The 19,154-nt window shown below is 74.1% G+C and carries 16 protein-coding genes and 1 pseudogene; 13 read left to right on the forward strand and 4 right to left on the reverse strand.

All coding sequences use genetic code 11. The features are described 5' to 3' along the window. Positions 1-39 precede the first annotated feature (39 nt). Complete coding sequence (locus tag QA802_RS05550; RefSeq protein WP_334518538.1) at positions 40-1,029, reverse strand: hypothetical protein; 990 nt, start codon at positions 1,027-1,029, stop codon at positions 40-42. Positions 1,030-1,125: 96 nt separating this feature from the next. On the opposite strand from QA802_RS05550, the pseudogene QA802_RS05555 reads away from it, so the two are divergent. Next, positions 1,126-1,684, forward strand: a pseudogene (locus QA802_RS05555) (amidohydrolase family protein); the annotation flags it as partial. Between the two features lie 97 nt (positions 1,685-1,781). Here the strand turns inward: QA802_RS05555 and QA802_RS05560 are convergent. Then, positions 1,782-2,945 (reverse strand): hypothetical protein, encoded by a 1,164-nt coding sequence (locus tag QA802_RS05560; RefSeq protein WP_334518540.1) that lies wholly within the window; start codon positions 2,943-2,945, stop codon positions 1,782-1,784. 390 nt (positions 2,946-3,335) lie between these two features. Here QA802_RS05560 and QA802_RS05565 point away from each other — a divergent pair, with 390 nt between their 5' ends. Then, positions 3,336-4,445, forward strand: a complete 1,110-nt coding sequence (locus tag QA802_RS05565) for an FUSC family protein (RefSeq protein WP_334518542.1) — start codon at positions 3,336-3,338, stop codon at positions 4,443-4,445. Positions 4,446-4,483: 38 nt separating this feature from the next. On the opposite strand, the gene QA802_RS05570 is transcribed toward QA802_RS05565, so the two are convergent. Further along, positions 4,484-6,946 carry a SpoIIE family protein phosphatase gene (locus QA802_RS05570; RefSeq protein WP_334518543.1) on the reverse strand — a complete coding sequence of 821 codons (2,463 nt, stop codon included), beginning with the start codon at positions 6,944-6,946 and terminating at the stop codon, positions 4,484-4,486. A 128-nt stretch (positions 6,947-7,074) separates the two neighbouring features. Between QA802_RS05570 and QA802_RS05575 the strand changes: the two genes are divergently transcribed. The 4 genes from QA802_RS05575 to QA802_RS05590 all read left to right on the forward strand — a co-directional run bounded on the left by QA802_RS05575 (position 7,075) and on the right by QA802_RS05590 (position 12,424). Beyond that, positions 7,075-9,141, forward strand: coding sequence for a SpoIIE family protein phosphatase (locus QA802_RS05575; RefSeq protein WP_334518545.1), 2,067 nt, complete (start codon positions 7,075-7,077; stop codon positions 9,139-9,141). A 208-nt stretch (positions 9,142-9,349) separates the two neighbouring features. Continuing rightward, entirely contained in the window at positions 9,350-11,152 is a 1,803-nt protein-coding gene (locus tag QA802_RS05580; RefSeq protein ID WP_334518547.1) for a phage tail sheath family protein, read from the forward strand. An 11-nt stretch (positions 11,153-11,163) separates the two neighbouring features. Next, on the forward strand, positions 11,164-11,685 hold the full coding sequence (locus QA802_RS05585) for a phage tail protein (RefSeq protein WP_319167130.1): 522 nt from the start codon (positions 11,164-11,166) through the stop codon (positions 11,683-11,685). A 4-nt stretch (positions 11,686-11,689) separates the two neighbouring features. Continuing rightward, positions 11,690-12,424 (forward strand): hypothetical protein, encoded by a 735-nt coding sequence (locus tag QA802_RS05590; RefSeq protein WP_334518551.1) that lies wholly within the window; start codon positions 11,690-11,692, stop codon positions 12,422-12,424. A gap of 1,531 nt (positions 12,425-13,955) precedes the next feature. Here QA802_RS05590 and QA802_RS05595 read toward each other — a convergent pair. Continuing rightward, on the reverse strand, positions 13,956-14,219 hold the full coding sequence (locus tag QA802_RS05595; protein WP_334518553.1) for a hypothetical protein: 264 nt from the start codon (positions 14,217-14,219) through the stop codon (positions 13,956-13,958). Positions 14,220-14,477: 258 nt separating this feature from the next. On the opposite strand from QA802_RS05595, the gene QA802_RS05600 reads away from it, so the two are divergent. The 7 genes from QA802_RS05600 to QA802_RS05630 all read left to right on the forward strand — a co-directional run bounded on the left by QA802_RS05600 (position 14,478) and on the right by QA802_RS05630 (position 19,150). After that, positions 14,478-15,704, forward strand: a complete 1,227-nt coding sequence (locus tag QA802_RS05600; RefSeq protein WP_334518555.1) for a Pvc16 family protein — start codon at positions 14,478-14,480, stop codon at positions 15,702-15,704. Next, positions 15,701-16,087, forward strand: a complete 387-nt coding sequence (locus QA802_RS05605) for a hypothetical protein (RefSeq protein WP_334518557.1) — start codon at positions 15,701-15,703, stop codon at positions 16,085-16,087. Before QA802_RS05600 ends, QA802_RS05605 begins: the two co-directional genes overlap by 4 nt. Beyond that, positions 16,084-16,725: a hypothetical protein gene (locus QA802_RS05610; RefSeq protein ID WP_334518559.1), complete on the forward strand. Its 642-nt coding sequence runs from the start codon at positions 16,084-16,086 to the stop codon at positions 16,723-16,725. Before QA802_RS05605 ends, QA802_RS05610 begins: the two co-directional genes overlap by 4 nt. 62 nt (positions 16,726-16,787) lie before the next feature. After that, on the forward strand, positions 16,788-17,144 hold the full coding sequence (locus QA802_RS05615; protein ID WP_334518561.1) for a LysM peptidoglycan-binding domain-containing protein: 357 nt from the start codon (positions 16,788-16,790) through the stop codon (positions 17,142-17,144). Beyond that, positions 17,141-18,259 carry a hypothetical protein gene (locus tag QA802_RS05620; protein WP_334518563.1) on the forward strand — a complete coding sequence of 373 codons (1,119 nt, stop codon included), beginning with the start codon at positions 17,141-17,143 and terminating at the stop codon, positions 18,257-18,259. The genes QA802_RS05615 and QA802_RS05620 overlap by 4 nt, the downstream gene beginning before the upstream one ends. Further along, positions 18,256-18,786 carry a phage baseplate assembly protein V gene (locus tag QA802_RS05625; protein ID WP_334518565.1) on the forward strand — a complete coding sequence of 177 codons (531 nt, stop codon included), beginning with the start codon at positions 18,256-18,258 and terminating at the stop codon, positions 18,784-18,786. Before QA802_RS05620 ends, QA802_RS05625 begins: the two co-directional genes overlap by 4 nt. Before the next feature lie 13 nt (positions 18,787-18,799). Further along, positions 18,800-19,150 (forward strand): hypothetical protein, encoded by a 351-nt coding sequence (locus QA802_RS05630; RefSeq protein WP_334518567.1) that lies wholly within the window; start codon positions 18,800-18,802, stop codon positions 19,148-19,150. The last annotated feature ends 4 nt before the right edge of the window (positions 19,151-19,154 follow it).

The following is a 19,154-nucleotide window of genomic DNA, read 5'->3' on the forward strand; positions in this document are numbered from 1 at the left end:
TGGTCCGCAGGACCGGCCGGAGACGGTGTGGCCGGCGGCTCAGAAGACCTTGCGGAAGCGCGCGTACGCCTTGTCGGGGTCCGACATGAAGGTCCACGGCCACTGGGTGATCACACCGTCCAGCTCGCGGAAGACGTTCGAGGCCGTGCTGCTGCCCGCCAGCGAAAGGGCCATGGCGAAGATGTTGTAGTCGCCCTGCCAGCCCAGGCGGCGCTCGTACGCGTGGTGCAGGATGCTGCGCTCCGCGGCTTCTCTCAACTCGGTCCGGATCCGGGGCTGCTGCAGGCAGTCGCGGTCGTCGGACTCCACCCAGTCCTCGATATGCGCCATGGCGATGACACAGCCGAGCCCGTGCCCGTCGGGCGCGCCGGCGAAGGCCTTCCGGGCGAACTCCAGGGCCTGGCCCGGCTCTCCGCCCCAGCGGGGCTGGAGGTGCGACACCCACTCCAGGTGGAGGTCCAGGTTCAGCGGATCACGGCGCAGACCCGCCGCGAGCCGGGCATCCTGGACGCTGTCGTCGACGGACATGCCGCGTCCCGAGGTGAGCAGATGGCGCCACGGTGTGACCCAGTCGGGCCGCAGTTCGGCGGCCTCGAGCAGGTGCTCCTCGGCGATGCGCAGCCGCTCGTAGAAGGTCTGCCACTGTTCGCGGCCGACGTCCACGGCACGGGCGGACGTGCGCGCCTCCCAGCCCCAGGCGACATGGCGCGCACCCGATATCAGCAGTGCGGTCGCCCGGAGCTCCTTGTCGTCCTTGTCCTCCTCGGCGGCCCGGACGATCCACTCCTCCAGACCGTCCACATCGGTCAGTTGCCCCAGGACCGCCTGCTCGCGGCCGAGGTCGAAGGGGGCCAGCGCCGTCTTGACCGCCGACCAGTCGCCCGCGTCGGCCGCCTCGACCAGCGCGAGCACGCGTGTGTCCCCCAGCGCGCGCAGCGCGTACGTCCCGTGCTTCTGCTTGCGCGGGGGAAGGGCATGCGGATCAGCCGTCGGTCTCTCCGCGCCCCTTCCGAACAGCTTGCCGAACATGCCGCGTCCTCCCCTGGTCCCCGCGTGGTCGTCCGGGGCAGCATAAACGGCCCCACCGACACCGTTTCCACAGGGTTTTTTCACCGGTGCGGCACATCCGGTTCCGGTTCCGCCTACCTGCGGGCCGTGCGCCACCTCGTGCAGGGCGAGCCGGACGCCGCCTGGCCGCAACGGCCCGTGGTGGAGTCGGGGTTGCGCACGGTGCGCGACAAGGGGCTCGGCTACGACGTGCTGATCCGCGACCACCAGCTGCCCCAGGCGATCCGGCTCACCGAGCGCGTCCCCGACCTGCCGCTGGTCCTCGACCACGCGGGCAAGCCGCCGATCGCGGCCGGCGACCTGGGCGACTGGGAACGGCAGATCCGGGTGCTGGCCCGCCGCCCGCAGGTCCGGTGCAAGGTGTCGGGCCTGGTCACCGAGGCCGACCCCGAGAAGTGGAACATCGCGGACATCCGTCCGGTGCGGGACGTGCTGCTCTCCGCCTTCGGCCCGCGGCGGCTCATGTTCGGCTCCGACTGGCCGGTCTGCGGCATCGCCGGCGGCTGGAACGTGGGCGGCCACCGTCGAGGAGCTGCTGCACGACTGCTCCGCGGCGGAGATCCGGGCGATCCTCACCGACACCGCGACCGAGTTCTACCGGCTGCCGTCCCGATGACCACGCCGCCGGGGCCACGCCGCCCGGTCATCACGCCGCCGGGGGTGACCACGCCGCCGGGGGCGGACCGGCGGGACACCCCCGCCGGTGCGCGCCCTTACGGCCGGGCGGGTTCCTGCTCGGCGGCCGCCGCGTCCGCGGTCGCCGCACCTCCCCCGGCCGCGCGCAGCGTCAGGGTGGCCGCGGCTCCCGCCGCGAGGCCCCACACGAGGGCCGCCGGGACTCCGGCGCCGATGCCCGCGGACAGGTACATCAGGTCCCATTTCAGGGCGGACCCGTCCAGCGCCACCCGCAGCAACTGACTCGCCAGGAGTCCGAGGACGGTCACGCACACCGTGCCCACCGCCATCGCCGGGACCGTCACCCGCGTGAGCATCGCGGGCAGCCGGCGCAGCGCCGTCCACACCAGCGCGAGCAGCAGGACGTCGGTGGCCCGGTACAGGAGCCAGTCCCCGAACGGCCCTCCCGCCGGAGCGGACCAGGCGCCGAGAAGCAGCCACTGGCGGAGCAGGTCACCGGGTTCGGCGAGCAGCCCGCTGCCCGAGAAGGACGTCTGCAGTTCGGCGGCGACCGACTGGTACGAGAGGACCACCAGGGAGAAGGCGATCAACGCCGTCCCGACGGTGGCGGCCAGCCGCGCCGCACGTGCCGGTACCGCCTCGCGCGGCTGCGGATCCGTGCTCCTGGCGATCACCCGGGCGGCGATCACCGTGGCCAGCGACGCGAGCAGGCCGGTCACCACCAGCATCTGCCGCCCGGAGGAGATCACGGCCGCCAGCTGCGGGAGGAAGCGGTAACTCCCGCGTCCCCGCGAGGCGATCAGCCACGGCGCGGAGACGGTCACCGCCAGGGTTCCGGCCACCACGCCCCAGCCCCACAGAGCGAGCAGCGCGGCCGGCAGCCGGCCGTCGACCGGCGGCAGCCTGCGGACCAGGAGCGTCGCCCCCAGCACGAAGAAGACGAGGACCGCGGCGAACCGGATCTGCATTCCCGTCTCGTACAGCGACAGATAGCGGGTGGCGTCGCCGCCGTCCCGGTCACCGATCTCGCCGAGCACGCCGACGCCGAACCGGACGGAATCCGGCGGGTCGTACGACCAGGGGGTGAGCCACTGCTGGAGTTCGGCGACGACCCGGCCGCCGAGCGCGTCGGTGGCGCCCTGCAGGCGCAGCGCCTCGGTGCTCGCCCCGGCCCACCACAGGAGCACGGTGAGCAGCACCCCTCCGATCAGTGCCGGTATCGCCGCACGCCGGTGCGTCATGTGTGTCCCCCGTACCTGTCGAGCTCGTCGAGCGCCGTGAGTCGAGTCCTCCCGGTCGGCTGAGACTACGCGGCACTGATCACACATGGATCACGGTCGGGCAGTGACCGGTTGACAGGACGCGCCGGGGTGAGGTGACGGCGACGGTTCCCGGGGCGGCGTGCTGTGAGGTCGCGCACGGTAGGTGCGTCCCGCCCCTGGTGTGGCACTTGAGGTGCCATGGACCGCACTCACGGAACGACACGGGCGACACGGGCGACACGGGCGACACGGGCGAGGCGGGCGAGGCGGGCGAGGCGGGGGGTGTGGCCGGCCGGACCGACGCGACCGGCGTGGCGGGCGTGGCCGGCCCGACTCGGGCGGGCGGTGCGGCTGCGCGGCGGGAGCGTCGTGCAGACCGCACGCCGGGCGTGGGCCGAGCCGGGCCGTGAACGGGATCTCGTGGCGCAGGCCGGCAAGGCCGCCCTGGCCGCCTGGGTGGCCTGGGCGGTGGCGGGCTGGTGGCTCGCGGCGCCGATGGCGTTCGTGGCGCCGTGGGTGGCGGTGGTGCTGGTGGAGGCGACGGTGTACCGGTCGGTGGCGCACGGTCTGCAGCAGCTCGCGGCGATCGCGGCGGGCACCGTGGTGGCCACGGCGGTGGCGTTGCTGCTGGACGGCACGATGCTCACGATGGCCCTGGTCCTGCCGACGGTGCTGCTCCTCGGGCAGTGGCACCGTCTGGGCAGTCAGGGCGTGTACGCGGCCACCGGCGCGCTCTTCGTGCTGACCGGCGGTCAGGTGACGGTCGCGTCGTCGGCGGCCCGGGTCGCGGAGGCGGCGTTCGGCGCGGCGGTCGGCGTCGCGGTCAACGCACTGGTCCGTCCGCCGCTCTATCTGCGCGACACCCGCTCCGCGTTGGAGGACGCGGTCCGTGAGGCGCGGGAGATCCTCGACGCGGTGGCCGACGGACTGGCCGGCGGCGAGTGGGACGACCGGGCGGCCGCGGAGTGGCATGCGCGCGCCCTGCGTCTGGACCGCCTGGTCGAGCAGGCGCGGTCGGCGATCGGCCGCAGCAAGGAGAGCATGCGGGGCAATCCGCGCGGCCGGCGTCTGTACGCCGCGTCGCAGCCCGACAAGACGTACGCCGACGCGCTGGTCGTGCTCGACTACATCGCCGTGCACACCGCCGGCGTGACCCGGACGGTGTGGGAGGCCGTGGACCACGGCAGCAAGGCCGCTCGGCCGGCCGCGGAGATCGCCCGTCCGTACGCGGAGTTCCTGCACCGCACCGCCCACGCCGTCCACCTCTACGGCAACGCGCGCTTCACGCCGGCCGGTCATGACGACGCCGCCGCCGACGAGCTCCGCGTGGCGGTCGAGGAGCTGCACCACACGCTCGACGCGTTCCGCCGACGGCTGCCGGGCGCCGTGCGGGACGACCCCGACGCGCTGTTGACGTACGGGGCGCTGCTGGCCCAGGCCCACCGGCTGGCCGATCAGCTCGTCCAGGACGGACCGTGAGGAGGTGCGGTGGCCGCTGCGCCGGGTCGAAGGCCGGGTCAGGGGATCTCCTGCTCCGCCCAGATGATCTTTCCGTCGGCCGTGTAGCGGGTGCCCCAGCGGTGGGCGAGCTGGGCCACCAGAAAGAGGCCGCGCCCGCCCTCGTCCATGATCCGGGCGTGCTTGAGCCGTGGGGCCGTACTGCTGGCGTCGGTGACCTCGCAGGTCAGGTGGGCGTCGCGGAGAAGCCGCAGCCGGATGGGCCCGGTCGCGTAGCGCACGGCGTTGGTGACCAGCTCGCTCACGATGAGCTCGGACGTCATGGCCAGGTCCGTCAGGCCCCAGGCCGCCACCTGGCGGGTTGCCCTGGTGCGGACCTCGGAGACCGCGGCGGGGTCGGCGGGCACCTCCCAGGAGACGACGTGCTCGGGTTCCAGGGCGTGGGTGCGCGCCAGCAGCAGGGCGACGTCGTCGGGCTGCGGCGTCGGCACCAGTCGGCGGACCGCCGACGTGCAGAGCGCGTCCAGGTCGGCGTCGGGCCGGGCCAGCACCTCGCCGAGCCGGGACATGCCCCGTTCCATGTCGTGCTCGGCTCCCTGGACGAGGCCGTCGGTGTAGAGGCCGAGCAGGCTGTTCTCGGCGAGGGTGATCTCGGCGGCCTCGAACGCCATCCCACCGAGTCCCAGCGGAGGCCCGGCCGGCGGCTCCGGGAAGGACACGTGGCCCTCGGGCGTGACGACGACGGGCGGCGGATGCCCGGCCCGGGCCATCGCGCACCGCCGGGTGACCGGGTCGTAGACGGCGTACAGACAGGTCGCGCCGAGGAAGGCGGCGGAGCCCTGCTGGGCCGCGGGGTCGTCGGTGCGCTCCGTGCTCAGCCGGAGCACGAGGTCGTCGAGGTGGGCCAGCAACTCGTCCGGCGGCATCTCCATGTCGGCGAGGGTCTGCACGGCGGTGCGCAGCCGGCCCATGGCCGCCGCGGCCGCGATGCCGTGCCCCACCACGTCGCCGACGGCCAGCCCCACCCGCGCCCCGGACAGCGGGATCACGTCGAACCAGTCGCCGCCCACCCCCTCCGTGGGGTCCGCGGGCCGGTAGCAGGAGGCCACTTCCAGCGCCGTTCCGCCCGCCAGGGCGTCAGGCAGGAGACTGCGCTGCAGGGTGACGGCCGCCGTGTGCTCCCGCGTGTAGCGGCGGGCGTTGTCGACGCACAGCGCCGCCCGGGCCACCAGCTCCCGGGCCAGCAGGACGTCGTCGGGGCCGAACGAGACGGGGTTCTGCGAGCGGACGAACGTGGCGAGACCGAGTGCGGTGTCGCGCGCCCGCATCGGCACGGAGATCAGGGAGTGCAGCCCGAATCTGCGGATCGTCGCCGTCCTCTCGGGCTGCTCGGCGGCCCACAGTGCGTCGGTCGGGTCCAGGACGGGCACCAGGATCGGCTCACCGTCGATCAGCAGCCTCGCGTCGTGCGGCGGGGGCAGGAAGTCCACCCGTTCGCCCCTTCGGGCCACGGCCTCCGGGCAGCCCTCGCGCACCGAGCTCAGGCCGGCCCGGCGCATCACCGGCCGGGCCGGGGCGGGCCCGGCGTCGGTGAGCCAGGCGCCGTGTCCCTCGGTGCTGAGGACCGGCTCCAGCAGGTCGACGATGACGAAGTCCGCGAACCGCGGGACGGCGAAGTCGGCGAGCTCCTGGGCGGTGCGCATGACGTCGAGGGTCGTGCCGACGCGCGCCCAGGCCTCGTTGACCAGTGACAGCAGCCGGCGGGCGGACCACCGCTCGGTGACGTCCTGCACCATGTAGCAGACCCCGGTGACCGAGTCGTCGGCGCCGACCAGCGGGAAGAAGGACGTGGAGTAGGCGCGCCGCCGGTGCGGATCCGCCCAGCTCCACCCGAGGTACTCGTAATCGTTGACCGGGGTTCCGGTCTTCAGGACCTTGCGCATGTGGCCCTCGATGGCGTCCGCCTGGAGGCCGGGCAGCAGCTCGCTCAGCCGCCGCCCGAGGCGCTGTTCGCGGGGCACGCCGCCGAGGCGTTCCAGCGTGTCGTTCAGCCACACGTAACGCAGTTCCAGGTCCAGCACCGCCATCCCGATCGGGGAGCGGATGAGGAACCCGTCGAGGACGGACTGCCCCACCGTCCACTGCCGGCTCTGCTCGCGTGCCGAGAGCAGAAAGCACTCGTCCACGCCGATCCGGAAGGACGCGGAGACCCGCAGGGCGACGTCGACGGCGCGGCCGTCGTGGTGCCGTGCCATGAGCTGGCCGCTCCATCCCCTTCCGGCGCGGCACCGGGCCGCGACCGCCGCCACCCGCGCCGGGTCCCGCGGCATCGCCACCAGACGGCCGGCGAAACGGCCGACGACCTCGGACGCCGGATGGCCGAGCAATGCCTGCGCGCCGCGCGTCCAGGCGAGTACGACGCCGTCCGCGGTCACGATCGCCGCCGCGTCGGTGGACGCGTCGAGGAGATCGCGTGGTCCCGCGGGCGTCGGGGCCTCGGAGACTTCTCGCGATGGGTCCATGGGTGCCGTCCTCTACAGGACCATGGTGCTGCCTGTCCGCCCGATGCGCACGGCGCCGCCGCCCGGGGCCCCCGCTACCGGGCGCGGCGGATGAGGCGCAGCATGGAGGGGCGGGAGGAGGTTCCGCGATGACAGCCCAACCCATCCGGTCCGACGAGGCCGCGTACGGCCGGGAGGCCCCGCCGCCGACCGGTCTGCTGGACGTGCTGAGCGTCTCCGCGATGGTCGTCGACGCCGAGGGACGCATCGTGTTCTGGACGCCGCAGGCGGAGGAATTGTTCGGCTACACCGCCGGGGAGGCCCTCGGCAAGTACGCGGCGCGGCTGTTCATCCACCCCGAGCACCTGCAGTCCGTGGTGAGACTGTTCACGGAGGTCCTGGAGACCGGCCGGAGCTGGGCCGGCGCCTTCCCCATCCGGCGCAAGGACGGCAGCAGCCGGCTCATGGAGTTCCGCAACATGCGGCTCCAGGACGACGTCGGAGAGGTCTACGCGCTGGGCATCGCCGCGGACCACGAGCTGCTGCAGCGCGTCGAGACCGACCTGGCCCTGTGCGAGCGGCTGATCAGCCAGTCCCCGATCGGGCTGGCGCTGCTCGACCCGGATCTGCGCTATCTCCTGGTGAACCCGGCGCTCGAGCGCATCGACGGCGTCCCCGCCGAGGACCATGTGGGCCGGCGGCTGCGGGAGACCCTGCCGCTGCCCGACGTCGACACCATCGAGTCCGCGCTGCGCCAGGTGCTGACCACCGGCACACCGCTGCTCGACCAGTACCACGTGGGCCGGCCGCGGACCGACCCCGACCACGAGCACGCCTGGTCGCTGTCGTTCTACCGGCTGGAGGACCCGGGCGGGCGGGTGCTGGGCGCGGCCGCCTCGGTCGTCGACGTCACCGAACGGCACCGGGTGGCGGCGGAGGCGGACCGGGCCCGCCGCCGCCTCGCGCTCATCGCCGAGGCCTCCACCCGGGTCGGCACCACCTTGGAGGTGGAGCAGACCGCCCGTGAGCTGGCCGAGGTGGCGGTGCCCCAGCTCGCCGACGTGGTCGCGGTGGACGTCCTGGACTCCGCGCTGGCCTGCCGCCGCGCCCGCCGGCCGGACGACGGGCCCGAGCTGTTCCGCGCCCTCGCGCTCAAGGCGGCCCATCCCACCGTGGCGCTGCGTGCCGCCGACCCGCCGGGCGACGTCGCCGCCCACCAGGGCGACCAGCTGGTCACCCTGTGCGTGCACACCGGCCGGCCGGTCCTGGTGAGCCACGTCGGCGACCAGGACCTGCCGCGCATCGCCCGGGACGCCGAGGCCGGCTCGCTGCTGGCCCGCGCAGGGGTGCACTCGTATCTCGCCGTGCCGCTGATCGCCCACGGCGAGGTGCTCGGCGCCCTCGACCTCAAGCGCACCCGCAACCCGCTCCCGTTCGACGAGGACGACGTCCTCCTCGCCGGAGAGCTGGCCGGCCGGGCGGCCGTGGCCATCGACAACGCCCGCTGGTTCGAGAGCGTGCGCAACACGTCGCTCACCCTGCAGCGGAGTCTGCTGCCGGAGCACCCGCCCCGCCACCTGGGCCTCGACCTCGCCTCCCGCTACCAGCCGGCCCAGGCCACCAGCGAGGTCGGCGGCGACTGGTACGACGTCATCCCGCTGGCCGACGACAAGACGGCGCTGGTCGTCGGGGACGTCATGGGCAACGGCATCGACGCCGCCGCCACCATGGGCCGACTGCGCACCGCGACCTGCGCCTACGCGGACCTCGACCTCGAACCCGGCGCCGTGCTCCAGCACCTGGACAAGATCACCTGCGATCTGGAGCACTACATCGTGACCTGCCTGTACGCCGTGTACGACCCCCGCACCGGGGAGTGCCGGATGGCCAACGCGGGGCACATGCCGCCCGCGCTGGCCGGGCCCGGCAGTCCGGCGACGCTGCTCGAACTGCCGTCCGGGGCCCCGCTCGGCGTCGGGGGCGTCCCCTTCGAGACCACCACGACCACGCTGGCCTCCGGCGACCTCCTGGTCCTCTACACGGACGGCCTCGTCGAGACCCGGCAGCATCCCATCGACGACCGTCTCGACGTCCTCCTCGGCTTCCTCGACGAGCCGCACCGGCCCCTCGAGGAGATCTGCGACCTCCTGCTGTACGGCCTGCGCCATCCCGACGACCACGACGACGTGGCGTTGCTGGTGGCGCGGGCCCTGTAGAGCTCCCGGCCACCGGCCCCGGGCGACGGCCCCTCACCTGATCGACGCAGTACGGGGGCTTTCGAAGCGCAATGTCATCATATGTGCGTATACGGTGAGTCCGGATCACGACCAGCGTCCTTCCAGGTCGACGCCCGCGGCCCCCAAGGTCCGCCCGCACTGCCCGGCCTCCGGGACAGGCGCGTCCAGGATGGAGAAAGGGGCCGGCATGCCGGTGAACGTCACCTACCCGGGTGTCTACATCGACGAGGTCAAGAGCGCCGTCAGGACCATCACCGGGGTGGCGACCTCGGTGGCCGCCTTCGTCGGATACGCACCCCGCGGGCCGGCCGACCAACCCGTGCACATCACCGGCTGGGCCGACTACGAGGCGGCCTTCGGCGGACTGCAGCCGAACTGCCCGATGAGCTACGCGGTCTACCAGTTCTACCTGAACGGCGGCAGCGAGGCCGAGATCGTCAGGGTGGTCAACCCCAAGGAGCCGACGGTCACCCTGCAGCTCGGGACGGTGTCATCCGCAAGGGAGCCCGCCCGGCCGTCACCTGCCTCCTCGACCCCCGCCGCGGCCGGGGTCAGCGAGGGCGGCGAGGCGGCCCCCTCCGCCGACGACGCCACCGCCGACGACAAGAAGAAGGGGCGCGGCGGGAACGACGCCGGCGGCGCGAACGCCAAGGGAACCGCCGCGGGACGTTCGAGCGGCGCCCCGGCTGCCGCTCCCGTCCTCGCCGCCGCGTCGCCGGGGTGGTGGGGGCTGAATCTCCGTGCGCGCGTCGACTACGACACCTCAGAGCCCAAGAACACGCCTGATCCGGCGCGGAAACTGTTCAACCTGACGGTCCATGACCTGGTGTCCGGACTCGACGAGCGGTACGTCAACGTCAGTGTCGAGCCGGGCAGTCCACGCAGCCTGGAGAACCTCCTGGCGACCTCGCGGCTGGTGCGCGTCGCACCCGGCACCACGGCGCACACGATGCCCAAGCCCAGCCCGGACCCGGACCCGGACGGCAAGGACACCAACCCCTTCACGGCAGCCGACCGGGACGACACCCCGTGCGCCTACGCCCCGGCGCAGCCCGCCGCCGGCTCGGATACGGACACGGAATTTCCGCCGGTGGACGCGTACGTCGGGAGCGCGGCGGACAAGTCGGGCCTCCACCAACTGCTGAAGACCGACATCTTCAACATCCTGTGCCTGCCGGACCTCGGTTCGCTGGACACCGCGACGAAGGAGCTGCGGGACAAGGCACAACGACTGTGCGTCGAGCGCCGGGCCGTCCTCCTGGTCGACCCGCCGCCGAGCTGGAACACCGACCCGGCCTCCGTCATCGACAATCTGAAGGACGTCCAGGGCGACGAGTCCGACAAGAACGCCGCCGTGTACTACCCCCGCGTCCTCGCGCCCGACCCGCTGCTGCAAGGCACGGTAAGGGCCTTCCCGCCCTGTGGCGTCATGGCCGGCGTGCTGGCCCGGACCGACGTCCAGCGCGGGGTGTGGAAGGCGCCGGCCGGCACCGACGCCTCGCTGACCGGGGTCAGCGACCTCGAAGCGCCGCTCACCGATCTGGAGATCGGCCGTCTGAACCCGCTCGGCGTCAACTGTCTGCGCCGGCTGCCGGCCGCCGGTCCGGTGGCCTGGGGGGCGCGCACCCTGCGCGGGGCCGACCGGCTCGCCGACGAATGGAAGTACCTGCCGGTGCGCCGGCTGGCGCTGTTCATCGAGGAGAGCCTGTTCCGGGGCACCCAGTGGGTGGTGTTCGAGCCGAACGACGAACCGCTGTGGGCGTCCGTCCGGCTGAACGTCGGCGCGTTCATGAACTCCTTGTTCCGCGCGGGCGCCTTCCAGGGCCGGACCCCTCAGGAGGCCTACCTGGTCAAGTGCGACAAGGACACCAACCCGCAGAACGACATCGACCGCGGCATCGTCAACATCCACGTGGGCTTCGCCCCGCTCAAACCCGCGGAGTTCGTGATCGTGCACATCCAGCAACTCGCCGGTCAGATCCAGGTCTAGGAGGACGACGGATGCCGGAAGTCACGCGCCGGGACCCCTTCAAGAACTTCCGCTTCCGGGTGAAGTTCAGCGGGGAGACCGCCTACATCGCGGGAATCAGCAAGGTCAGTGGACTCAAGCGGACGACCGAGGTCATCCGCCACCGCGACGGAGGCGACCCGGGCACCAGCCGCAAACTGCCCGGGCGCACCGAGTACGAGGCCATCACCCTCGAACGCGGGTGCACGGTGGACACCGCCTTCGAGGAATGGGCGAACCGTGTCTGGAGCCTGAAGAACTCGGCGGGCGGTCTGGAGACCTCGCAGAAGGACTTCCGGCGGGACCTCGTCATCGACGTCTTCGACGAGGGCGGCCAGCAGGTCCTGTCCTACTCCGTCCACGAGGCCTGGGTCTCCGAGTACCAGGGGCTGCCCGAACTCGACGCCGGTTCCAACGCCGTCGCCTTCGAGCACATCAAGGTGGAGCACCACGGCTGGGTTCGGGAGCACACCAACCCGCCGCAGGAATCGCAGTTCAGCGACACCGCCGGGTGACCGCGTGACGCACCGACTGACGGAGGCGAACCTGCTCGAGGTGTGGGAGGGCGGGCTGGGCGGCACGGCGGCGGCCCGCTCCCTGCTGCTCGCCTCGCTGGCCGCCCCGGCCGGTGAGGACGTCGCGGACCTGCCTCTGAGCACCCTCAACAGCCTGCTGCTGGAGCTGCGGCGCGGCGCGTTCGGCGACGCGTTGCCCTGCACGACGGACTGCCCCGCGTGCGGCGACAGTCTCGACGTCTCCGTGGCGGCGGCGGAGCTGCGGCCGCCGCCGGGGAGCACGGAGGGCGGCGTCGACGGCCTCCTCCCGGTGACGGCGACCCTGACGACGGGCGGAGTGACGGTCACCTTCCGAGCCCTCACCGGCGGGGACGTCCGCGCCGTCGACCCCGCCGCGCCCCGGGCCCGCCGCACGCTGCTGCGCCGGTGCGTCGTGGACGTCAGTCCGCCGCCCGCGGACGACGTGCCCGACGAGATCCTCGAGCACGTCGCCGGACGGCTCGCGGAGCTCGACCCGGGCGCCGACACCGTGGTCGCGCTGACCTGCCCGCAGTGCGCCCACCGGTGGGAGGCGGCACTGGACGTCGCCGATCAGGTGTGGGCCGAAGTATGCGGCTACGCCCACCGGTTGATGCACGAAGTGCACTCCCTGGCGCGGGCCTACGGCTGGTCGGAGGCCGACGTGCTGGCGATCAGTCCGCAGCGGAGGCAGTTCTATCTGGAGGCGAGTGCCGGGTGAACGACTTCGTGGACCGGGTCCTGGGCGCACCGGGACCGCGGCTCAGGCCGCTGACGCCGAACGTGTTCGACCCGGGGGCGCCGCGACTGCCCCACGCCCACGGGAGCCGGGAAGACGCGCAGCGGGTGACGCAGGGGCGCGGGCAAAGGGCGGCCGTGTCCGTCGTACGCCCTCCGCTGCCGCTCGACCCGTCGTCCGGTACGTCGGTCCTGGCATCCGGTACGTCGGTCCTGTTGGGTGCGCCCGAGTTGACGGGTGCGGCCGAGCTGCCCGGTGACGGCGAGTCGACCCGTGCGGCCGAGCGGTCCGGTGAGCATGAGTCGACCGGTGCGTCTCAACGGCTCCGCGACCATGAGTGGTCCGGTGCGACTGAGCGGTCCGTTGTGTCAGCCGCGTCCGGTGAGGCGGTGCTGTCCGTGCCGGCGCTCGCTGAGGCGTCCCCCACGTCTTCGACGGCCGGTGGTCCGCCGTCGGCCGGCGACCGTCTCGTCCCCCACGTCCAGGGTCCCGTACCGGAACTCCCGCCCCATCACGAGCGGTTGGCTTCGCCTCACCTCGACGCGGATCGGCGGCGCACCCCGCCGACCACCCACCCCGGCCCGGACGGACGTCCGGCGGGCGCACCGACGCGGAACGAGCGTCCGCCGGACGCCCCCGCAGCGGCGGTCTGCGCAGACTCCGGCGTGACGCCCCGGGGGGCGGCCGGGCAGCCGACGGCCGGCCCCGCCCGCCCCCCGGAACCGGCGGCGCCACGTGCCACGGCCCGCCTCGTGGTGTCCGACGACGTCTCGTCGGCAGCGGCTCCATCGGAGCGGGCCGAATCCCAGGACGTCAGCCCGCACCGCTCCGACGCACCGGCCGAGCTCCGGCCCGCAGCCCCGTCCGCGCCGACGGCCGCGCCGACACCCGCCGTCGACGGGGGCTCCGCCGGGGACACGAGGGACGCCGCTGAGGACGCGCCGCCGCACACGCCGCCCGCCGTGTCCTCAGCGCCCGTCGTCGCTTCGTCCCCGACGGAGGAGGCGAACACCCCGCACGAGGGCCGGACTTCGTCCCTCCCCCCTGAACTCACCGCGCGGCACCGGCCCGACCCGCTCCCCCGCTCCGAAGACGCCGTCCGGCCCCGCCCCGCCGCACCACGGACGCCCCGGACGGCGAACCCCCCGCACCCCGGGCCGCCCTTGCCGCCGGCGACCGAGCGCGCCGCCCCACAACACAGGCCGAGCCCGCCCACCGCCACCGCCGTCGACGCCGCCCCGAACACGCCGACCCCCGGTGCGGCCACCCAGGACGTCCCCTCACGGCGTCGCCCGGCCGCACGCCCGAAGCCCGCGGCCCCGTCGACCCCGCAGGCCCCGGAAGCACCGTCCACGGCGTCGGAGCCGCCCCGCCACGGCCAGAAACCGACCTCCCACTCCCGCAGCCCGGGCTCGCCGCCCCGCGCCTCCGAAGACGCGTCGCCGCACCACGCGGTGACGCGCCTCGTCGACAACGGTGACTCCGCCGTACCCCCCGCCCACCCGTACCCCGTTCATCCGCCGGCCCCCCTGACGTCCACCGCGCCGCCCAGCGCCGACAGGCCCTCGGCCGAAATCCCCGTGCGGAGGACGACTGCGCCCGAGGCCACGGCTGTCGCATCCGCCCCCGGACCGTCGGCGACCGTCCCGCCCACGCCCTTCGCCGACCGGCCCTCGGCCTCCCCGCCTCCGTCCCTGATGCCGTCCCGTTCTTCCGCACCGTCCTCCGCGCCCGCGCCCCCTCCCCCGTCACCGCCGTCGCCGTCGCCGTCGACCACGCGCTTCGCCTCCTACCCCGCCGTCCGCACCGCTCCCGGGCGCGTGAAGCCCGTCGATCACTCGAAGCCCATGACGTCCTCGAAGCCCTCGAAGCGCTCGGAGCCCTCGACCTCTTCCAAGCCCGCGGACGAGGTCGTCGTGCGGGTCGCCATCGACCGCCTGGTGGTCCGCTCCGCCGGGGCGCGGCCCGTCGACGACGCGCCCGCCGCGCGGCGACGGTCGCGGACGAGCCTCGAGGAGTACCTCGGGAGGCGGACATGAGCGACGCGCTGGCCGTCGCCGCGGTGACGGAGACGCTGCGGGCCACCCTGCAGGCGGCGGCCCGTCGTGCGGCGCCCGACGCCATGGTGACGACGCGTCACCCCGGCGCGCCGGACCTCGCCGTCGCCGACGAGGACGACGGCGGCGACGACGGGGCCGGCGGGCGGACGCCGACCCTCAACGTGTTCCTCTACCGCACCAGCGTCGACACCGCCTGGCGCAACACCGACCCGCCGGGAACCCGCCCCGGTGAGACCCGCCACCCGGCGCTTCCCCTCGTCCTGCACTACCTGTTCACCGCGTACGCGCCCCGGGGCGCCGACTCCACCCTGCCCGAGCGGCTTCTCGGCGCGGCCATGTCCGCGCTGCACGACCAGCCCGTACTGCGCGCCGAGGCCCTCCGGGCGGCCGCCGACTTCAGTGATCTGCACCGGCAGCCCGAGGCGGTGCGGCTGACCCCGGCGGTGATGCCGGCCGACGAGATGTGGCGGCTGTGGACGGCACTCGGCCACGGCTACCGGCTGTCCGTGGCGTACGAGGCGCGGGTCGTGCTCCTCGACAGTTCGGCGCCGGGCCGGACTCCCCTGCCGGTGCTGTCCCGCGGGAGCGCGGGGCTGGGCCCGCAGGCCGCGCCGACGCCCTCTGACCCGTGGCCGGTGCTGCGCTCGGTGCTGCCGGCCGTCGCGCCGCCCGGCGCCGAGGTCGTGCTGAGCGGAAGCGGCCTCGGGCCGGGCGAGGCGACGGTCCGGCTGACCCATCCCCTGCTCGGCGGGCCGGTGGTGCTGCCTGCCCGGTCCGACGGGAGCGCTGCCGTCCACGTCACCCTGGACGGGGAACTCGCCGCGGGCCGCTGGTCCGCGGTGGTCGTGCTCTCGTCCCCCGAGGGCGGCGACCGGACCACAGCGCCCCTCGCCCTGCACATCGCGCCGCGCCTCACCGGCGCCCTGCCGCTGACCGTCACGCGGGCCGCGAAGGGGGCGACGGTCCTGTCCGTGGAGTGCGCTCCCGCCGTTCAGCCCGGTCAGCGGGCGGAACTCCTCGTGGCGGATCTGCCGGTGCCCGCCGAGCCGTTCACCCGGGCCACCCGCAAGCTGCGGTTCCGGCTGGCCGGCGGTCTGCCCGGACGGTATCCGCTGCGGCTGCGCGTCGACGGCGTGGACAGTCCGCTCGCCGACGCGCGGGCCGAGCGGTTCGACGCCGACGCGGCGGTGGTGATCACATGACGACGACCCGCGTCGACGTGCGCATCCGGCGGCTGGTGCTGGACTTGCCCCACGAGGGGGACGCTTCCCGCGAACGGGACTCCCCCCACGAATCGGGCTCGCCCCACAAGGGGAGCCCGCCCCACGAGGTGTCACGAGCCGCGCTGTGCGCCGCGGTCGAGGCGGAGCTCTCCGTGCTGCTCGGCGGCTCCCCCGGCGGCGGTCGCGACCGCCGCGACGGCCGCGACACACCCCGGCCGCCGAAGGCCGCCGACGCCCACCTCACCCTCGTCGCCCGCGCCGTCGCCCTGGCCGTCCACCGGGCCATGACCACCGGGGAGCCGGCGGGGCCGCAGGGGCCGGCGGGGCCGGACCTGCCGAGGCCGGAGGTGGGCGTCTCATGACCGGGCCGGCGCCGCGGCGCGGCGGTTTCGTGTTCCTCGACCCCGAACAGGGGCGGGTGCTGCGGGTCGTGCCGTTCCAGTACAACCCCGACGGCGTCACCCGCACACTCCAGCCGCGGGGCATCGGGGCCGACGCCGGCGACCGGCTGGAGGCGCTGCGACTGCAGGGACCTCCCCGGGAGACGTTCCGCATCGACGCGGAGTTCGACGCCACGGACCGGCCGGCCCCGGCCGGCGGCCCGGCGCCGCCCGCCGCGTCCGGGCTGTACGGCATGCTGTCCGCGCTGGAGACGGCGGTCGCGCCGACCGGTGCGCAGTTGACCCGGCAGAACGACCTCGCCGGGCAGGGCATCCTCGAGATCGCTCCCGCCCAGGCGCCGCTGCCCGTGCTGGTCCTCGGGGCGCACCGGGTGCTGCCCGTGCGGATGCTGGACCTCGACGTGACCGAGGAGGCGTACGACGGGGAGCTGAACCCGATCAGGGCGCGGGTCACGCTGACGGTGCGTGTCCTCACCGTCGACGACGTCGGGTTCGGCCACCGGGCCGGCGGACTGTACCTGCAGTACCAGCAGGGCAGGGAGCGGTTCGCGGCGCTCGTCGGATACGGCCCGGGGGCGGTCGGCTATGCGGGCGGCTGAGCGGCGGCGAAGAGCCGGAACGACAGCAGGGGGCACCGGGCGGCAGCCGGAGGAGGCCAGGGATGTTCGAGCCGGGCAGCAGGTACCACGCGATCCCCACGACGACCCGCACGCTCGCGGACGGGAGGACCGTCCGGCATCTGCGGCGGCGCTTCCTGCCCCGGCCCGAGGAGCTGACGGTCGTCGGCGAGCATGTGGTGGCGGCCGGCGACCGGCTCGACCTCGTCGCGTACCGGCAGTTCGGCGACCCCGAGCAGTCCTGGCGGATCGCCGACGCCAACCGCGCTGTGCGGCCGGACGAGTTGACGGCCACACCCGGGCGGCGGCTGCGGATCACCCTGCCGGCCGAGGCGTCCACGGCGGTCGGGTCCACTACGGCCGGGTCCACCATGTCCGGCGGCGACGCGGTGCCGCGGTGACGCACGGACTGCACCTCCTGCTGCTCGTCGGGGACACCGTGCCCGCCCCGGCCCCGGCGGCGCTGGTGGACGCGCTGCACGGGGTGCGGATCACCTCCGCGAGCGGCCGCACCAACGGCTTTCAGCTGACCTTCGCCGTCAGCCCCCGGTCACCGCTGGCCGGGGCGGTCCTGCCGGGCGGAGCGCTGCATCCGAAGCGGCGGGTGGTGGTGGCCGTGGTGCTGGCCGGCCGCTGCCATGTGCTGATGGACGGCGTCGTCACCCATCAGGAGATGCACGTGGGACGGGCGCCCGGCTCGGCATTCCTCTTCGTCACGGGCGAGGACCTGACAGTGCTCATGGACCTCGAGCACGTCCGGCGCGCGTACCCGGGCCTGCCGCCGCAGCTGCGGGCGGCCGCGGTCTGCGTCCGATACGCGCAGTACGGCATCACCCCGCGGGCCGTCGCGCCGGTCCTCACCGACCAGCCGAACCCGATCCTCGACATTGCGGTGCAGTCGGCGACCGACCTGGCGTATCTGCGGGCGACGGCCGCGGACGTCGGGCACGTCTTCCACCTGGAACCCGGGCCCGCGCCGGGCGTCAGCACGGCGTACTGGGGGCCGCAGCACCGCGACGGCGCCCTGCAGCCGGCCCTCACCTGCGGGTACGGCGCCGCCGACAACGTCGAGGAACTGACCTTCTCCTTCGACGGGCTGGCCACCTCCGGTTACGGCGTCGAGCGGCTCGATCCGCCCTCGACGACCGCGTCCGAGGTCACCGCTCCGGAGCCGGGCGTGCTGCGCAAGAGCCTGGCGGCCCACCCCGCGCAGGCGCTGCGCACCGGTGCGCTCACCGGGCAGACCGGCCGCTCCATGACCCGGGCCCTGCTGGCCGGGCTCGGACGCGAGGTCGCCGCCGACGCCGTCACCGCACGCGGGACGGTCGACGTGCTGCGGTACGGCCATGTCCTGGACGCCCACGGGCTGGTGGGCGTGCGCGGGGCGGGGCGGGCGTACGACGGGCGCTACTTCGTGGCCGCCGTGACCCACGACCTCTCCCGGGACACCTACCGGCAGCACTTCACGCTGGTCCGCGACGGACTCGGCGCCGACACCCAGGCGGTGACCCCTTGACGACGGCACAGGTGAACCAGTGGCACGGGATGTACGAGGGAGTCGTGGTCTCGGCCGTCGACCCGACCGGCGTGGGCAGGCTCCTCGTGCGCGTCCCCGAGGTGCTGGGCGACGACCTCCCCGTGTGGGCCGCGCCGCTCACCCCGCTGGCCGGGTCGGACTGCGGCATGTACGTGGTGCCGCCGCCGGACTCCGGTGTGTGGGTGCGGTTCCTGGACGGGGACCCCGAGCGGGCGGTGTGGGTCGGGTTCCGGCGCGGCGGCTCGGGGGACGTGCCGTCGGCCGCCAAGTCCGCCCCGCCGGGCGTCCCGCAGATCGTGCTGGCCACGCCGACCGGCAACGCGCTCGTCATCAGCGACCTGCCCGGGCCCGCAGGCGGGATCAAGCTGCAGCTGCACGGCGAGAACGGGCCGTTCATCAAGATCAACGAGACGTCGATCGAGATCTCCTGCGGTCCCGGACTCGCCACCCTGCAACTCGTCGGCCCCCAGGTCAACGTCAACAACGGCGCGCTGACGGTGCTGTGAGGAGACCTGAACCATGCCCGGACTGCTGCTCCACTACGGCGCCCTGATGATGTGCGCCCATCCGCCCGGCCTCGTGACCGTCCCCGCGCCGGTCCAGCAGCGTGTCCTGGTGGGGGCGTTGCCGGTCCTCACCGCCGCGGACTTCTTCCTGGTGGCCGGGTGCAGTTTCCCCGCCGCCACCCTGGGGGCGCCGCCGTGCACCAGTGTGACGTGGCTGCAGACGTCGGCCCGGGTCCTGGTGAACGGCCTGCCGGCGCTGTTGCAGCCGACGCCGGCCGGCGTCGCCCCGGCGATCGGCGTGGGCACCCCGCCGCCGAACCCGCCGATGGTGCTGACCATGCAGTTCCGGGTGCGGGGGATGTGAGCGC

This window comes from Streptomyces sp. B21-105 (assembly GCF_036898465.1).
In the GTDB taxonomy this organism is placed as follows: Bacteria; Actinomycetota; Actinomycetes; order Streptomycetales; family Streptomycetaceae; genus Streptomyces.

Bases quoted from the DNA above. Each gene is read 5' to 3' on its own strand.
- QA802_RS05550 (WP_334518538.1), bottom strand. From the start codon at position 1,029: ATGTTCGGCAAGCTGTTCGGAAGGGGCGCGGAGAGACCGACGGCTGAT.
- QA802_RS05560 (WP_334518540.1), bottom strand. From the start codon at position 2,945: ATGACGCACCGGCGTGCGGCGATACCGGCACTGATCGGAGGGGTGCTG.
- QA802_RS05570 (WP_334518543.1), bottom strand. From the start codon at position 6,946: ATGGACCCATCGCGAGAAGTCTCCGAGGCCCCGACGCCCGCGGGACCA.
- QA802_RS05575 (WP_334518545.1), top strand. From the start codon at position 7,075: ATGACAGCCCAACCCATCCGGTCCGACGAGGCCGCGTACGGCCGGGAG.
- QA802_RS05580 (WP_334518547.1), top strand. From the start codon at position 9,350: ATGCCGGTGAACGTCACCTACCCGGGTGTCTACATCGACGAGGTCAAG.
- QA802_RS05585 (WP_319167130.1), top strand. From the start codon at position 11,164: ATGCCGGAAGTCACGCGCCGGGACCCCTTCAAGAACTTCCGCTTCCGG.
- QA802_RS05600 (WP_334518555.1), top strand. From the start codon at position 14,478: ATGAGCGACGCGCTGGCCGTCGCCGCGGTGACGGAGACGCTGCGGGCC.
- QA802_RS05605 (WP_334518557.1), top strand. From the start codon at position 15,701: ATGACGACGACCCGCGTCGACGTGCGCATCCGGCGGCTGGTGCTGGAC.
- QA802_RS05610 (WP_334518559.1), top strand. From the start codon at position 16,084: ATGACCGGGCCGGCGCCGCGGCGCGGCGGTTTCGTGTTCCTCGACCCC.
- QA802_RS05615 (WP_334518561.1), top strand. From the start codon at position 16,788: ATGTTCGAGCCGGGCAGCAGGTACCACGCGATCCCCACGACGACCCGC.
- QA802_RS05630 (WP_334518567.1), top strand. From the start codon at position 18,800: ATGCCCGGACTGCTGCTCCACTACGGCGCCCTGATGATGTGCGCCCAT.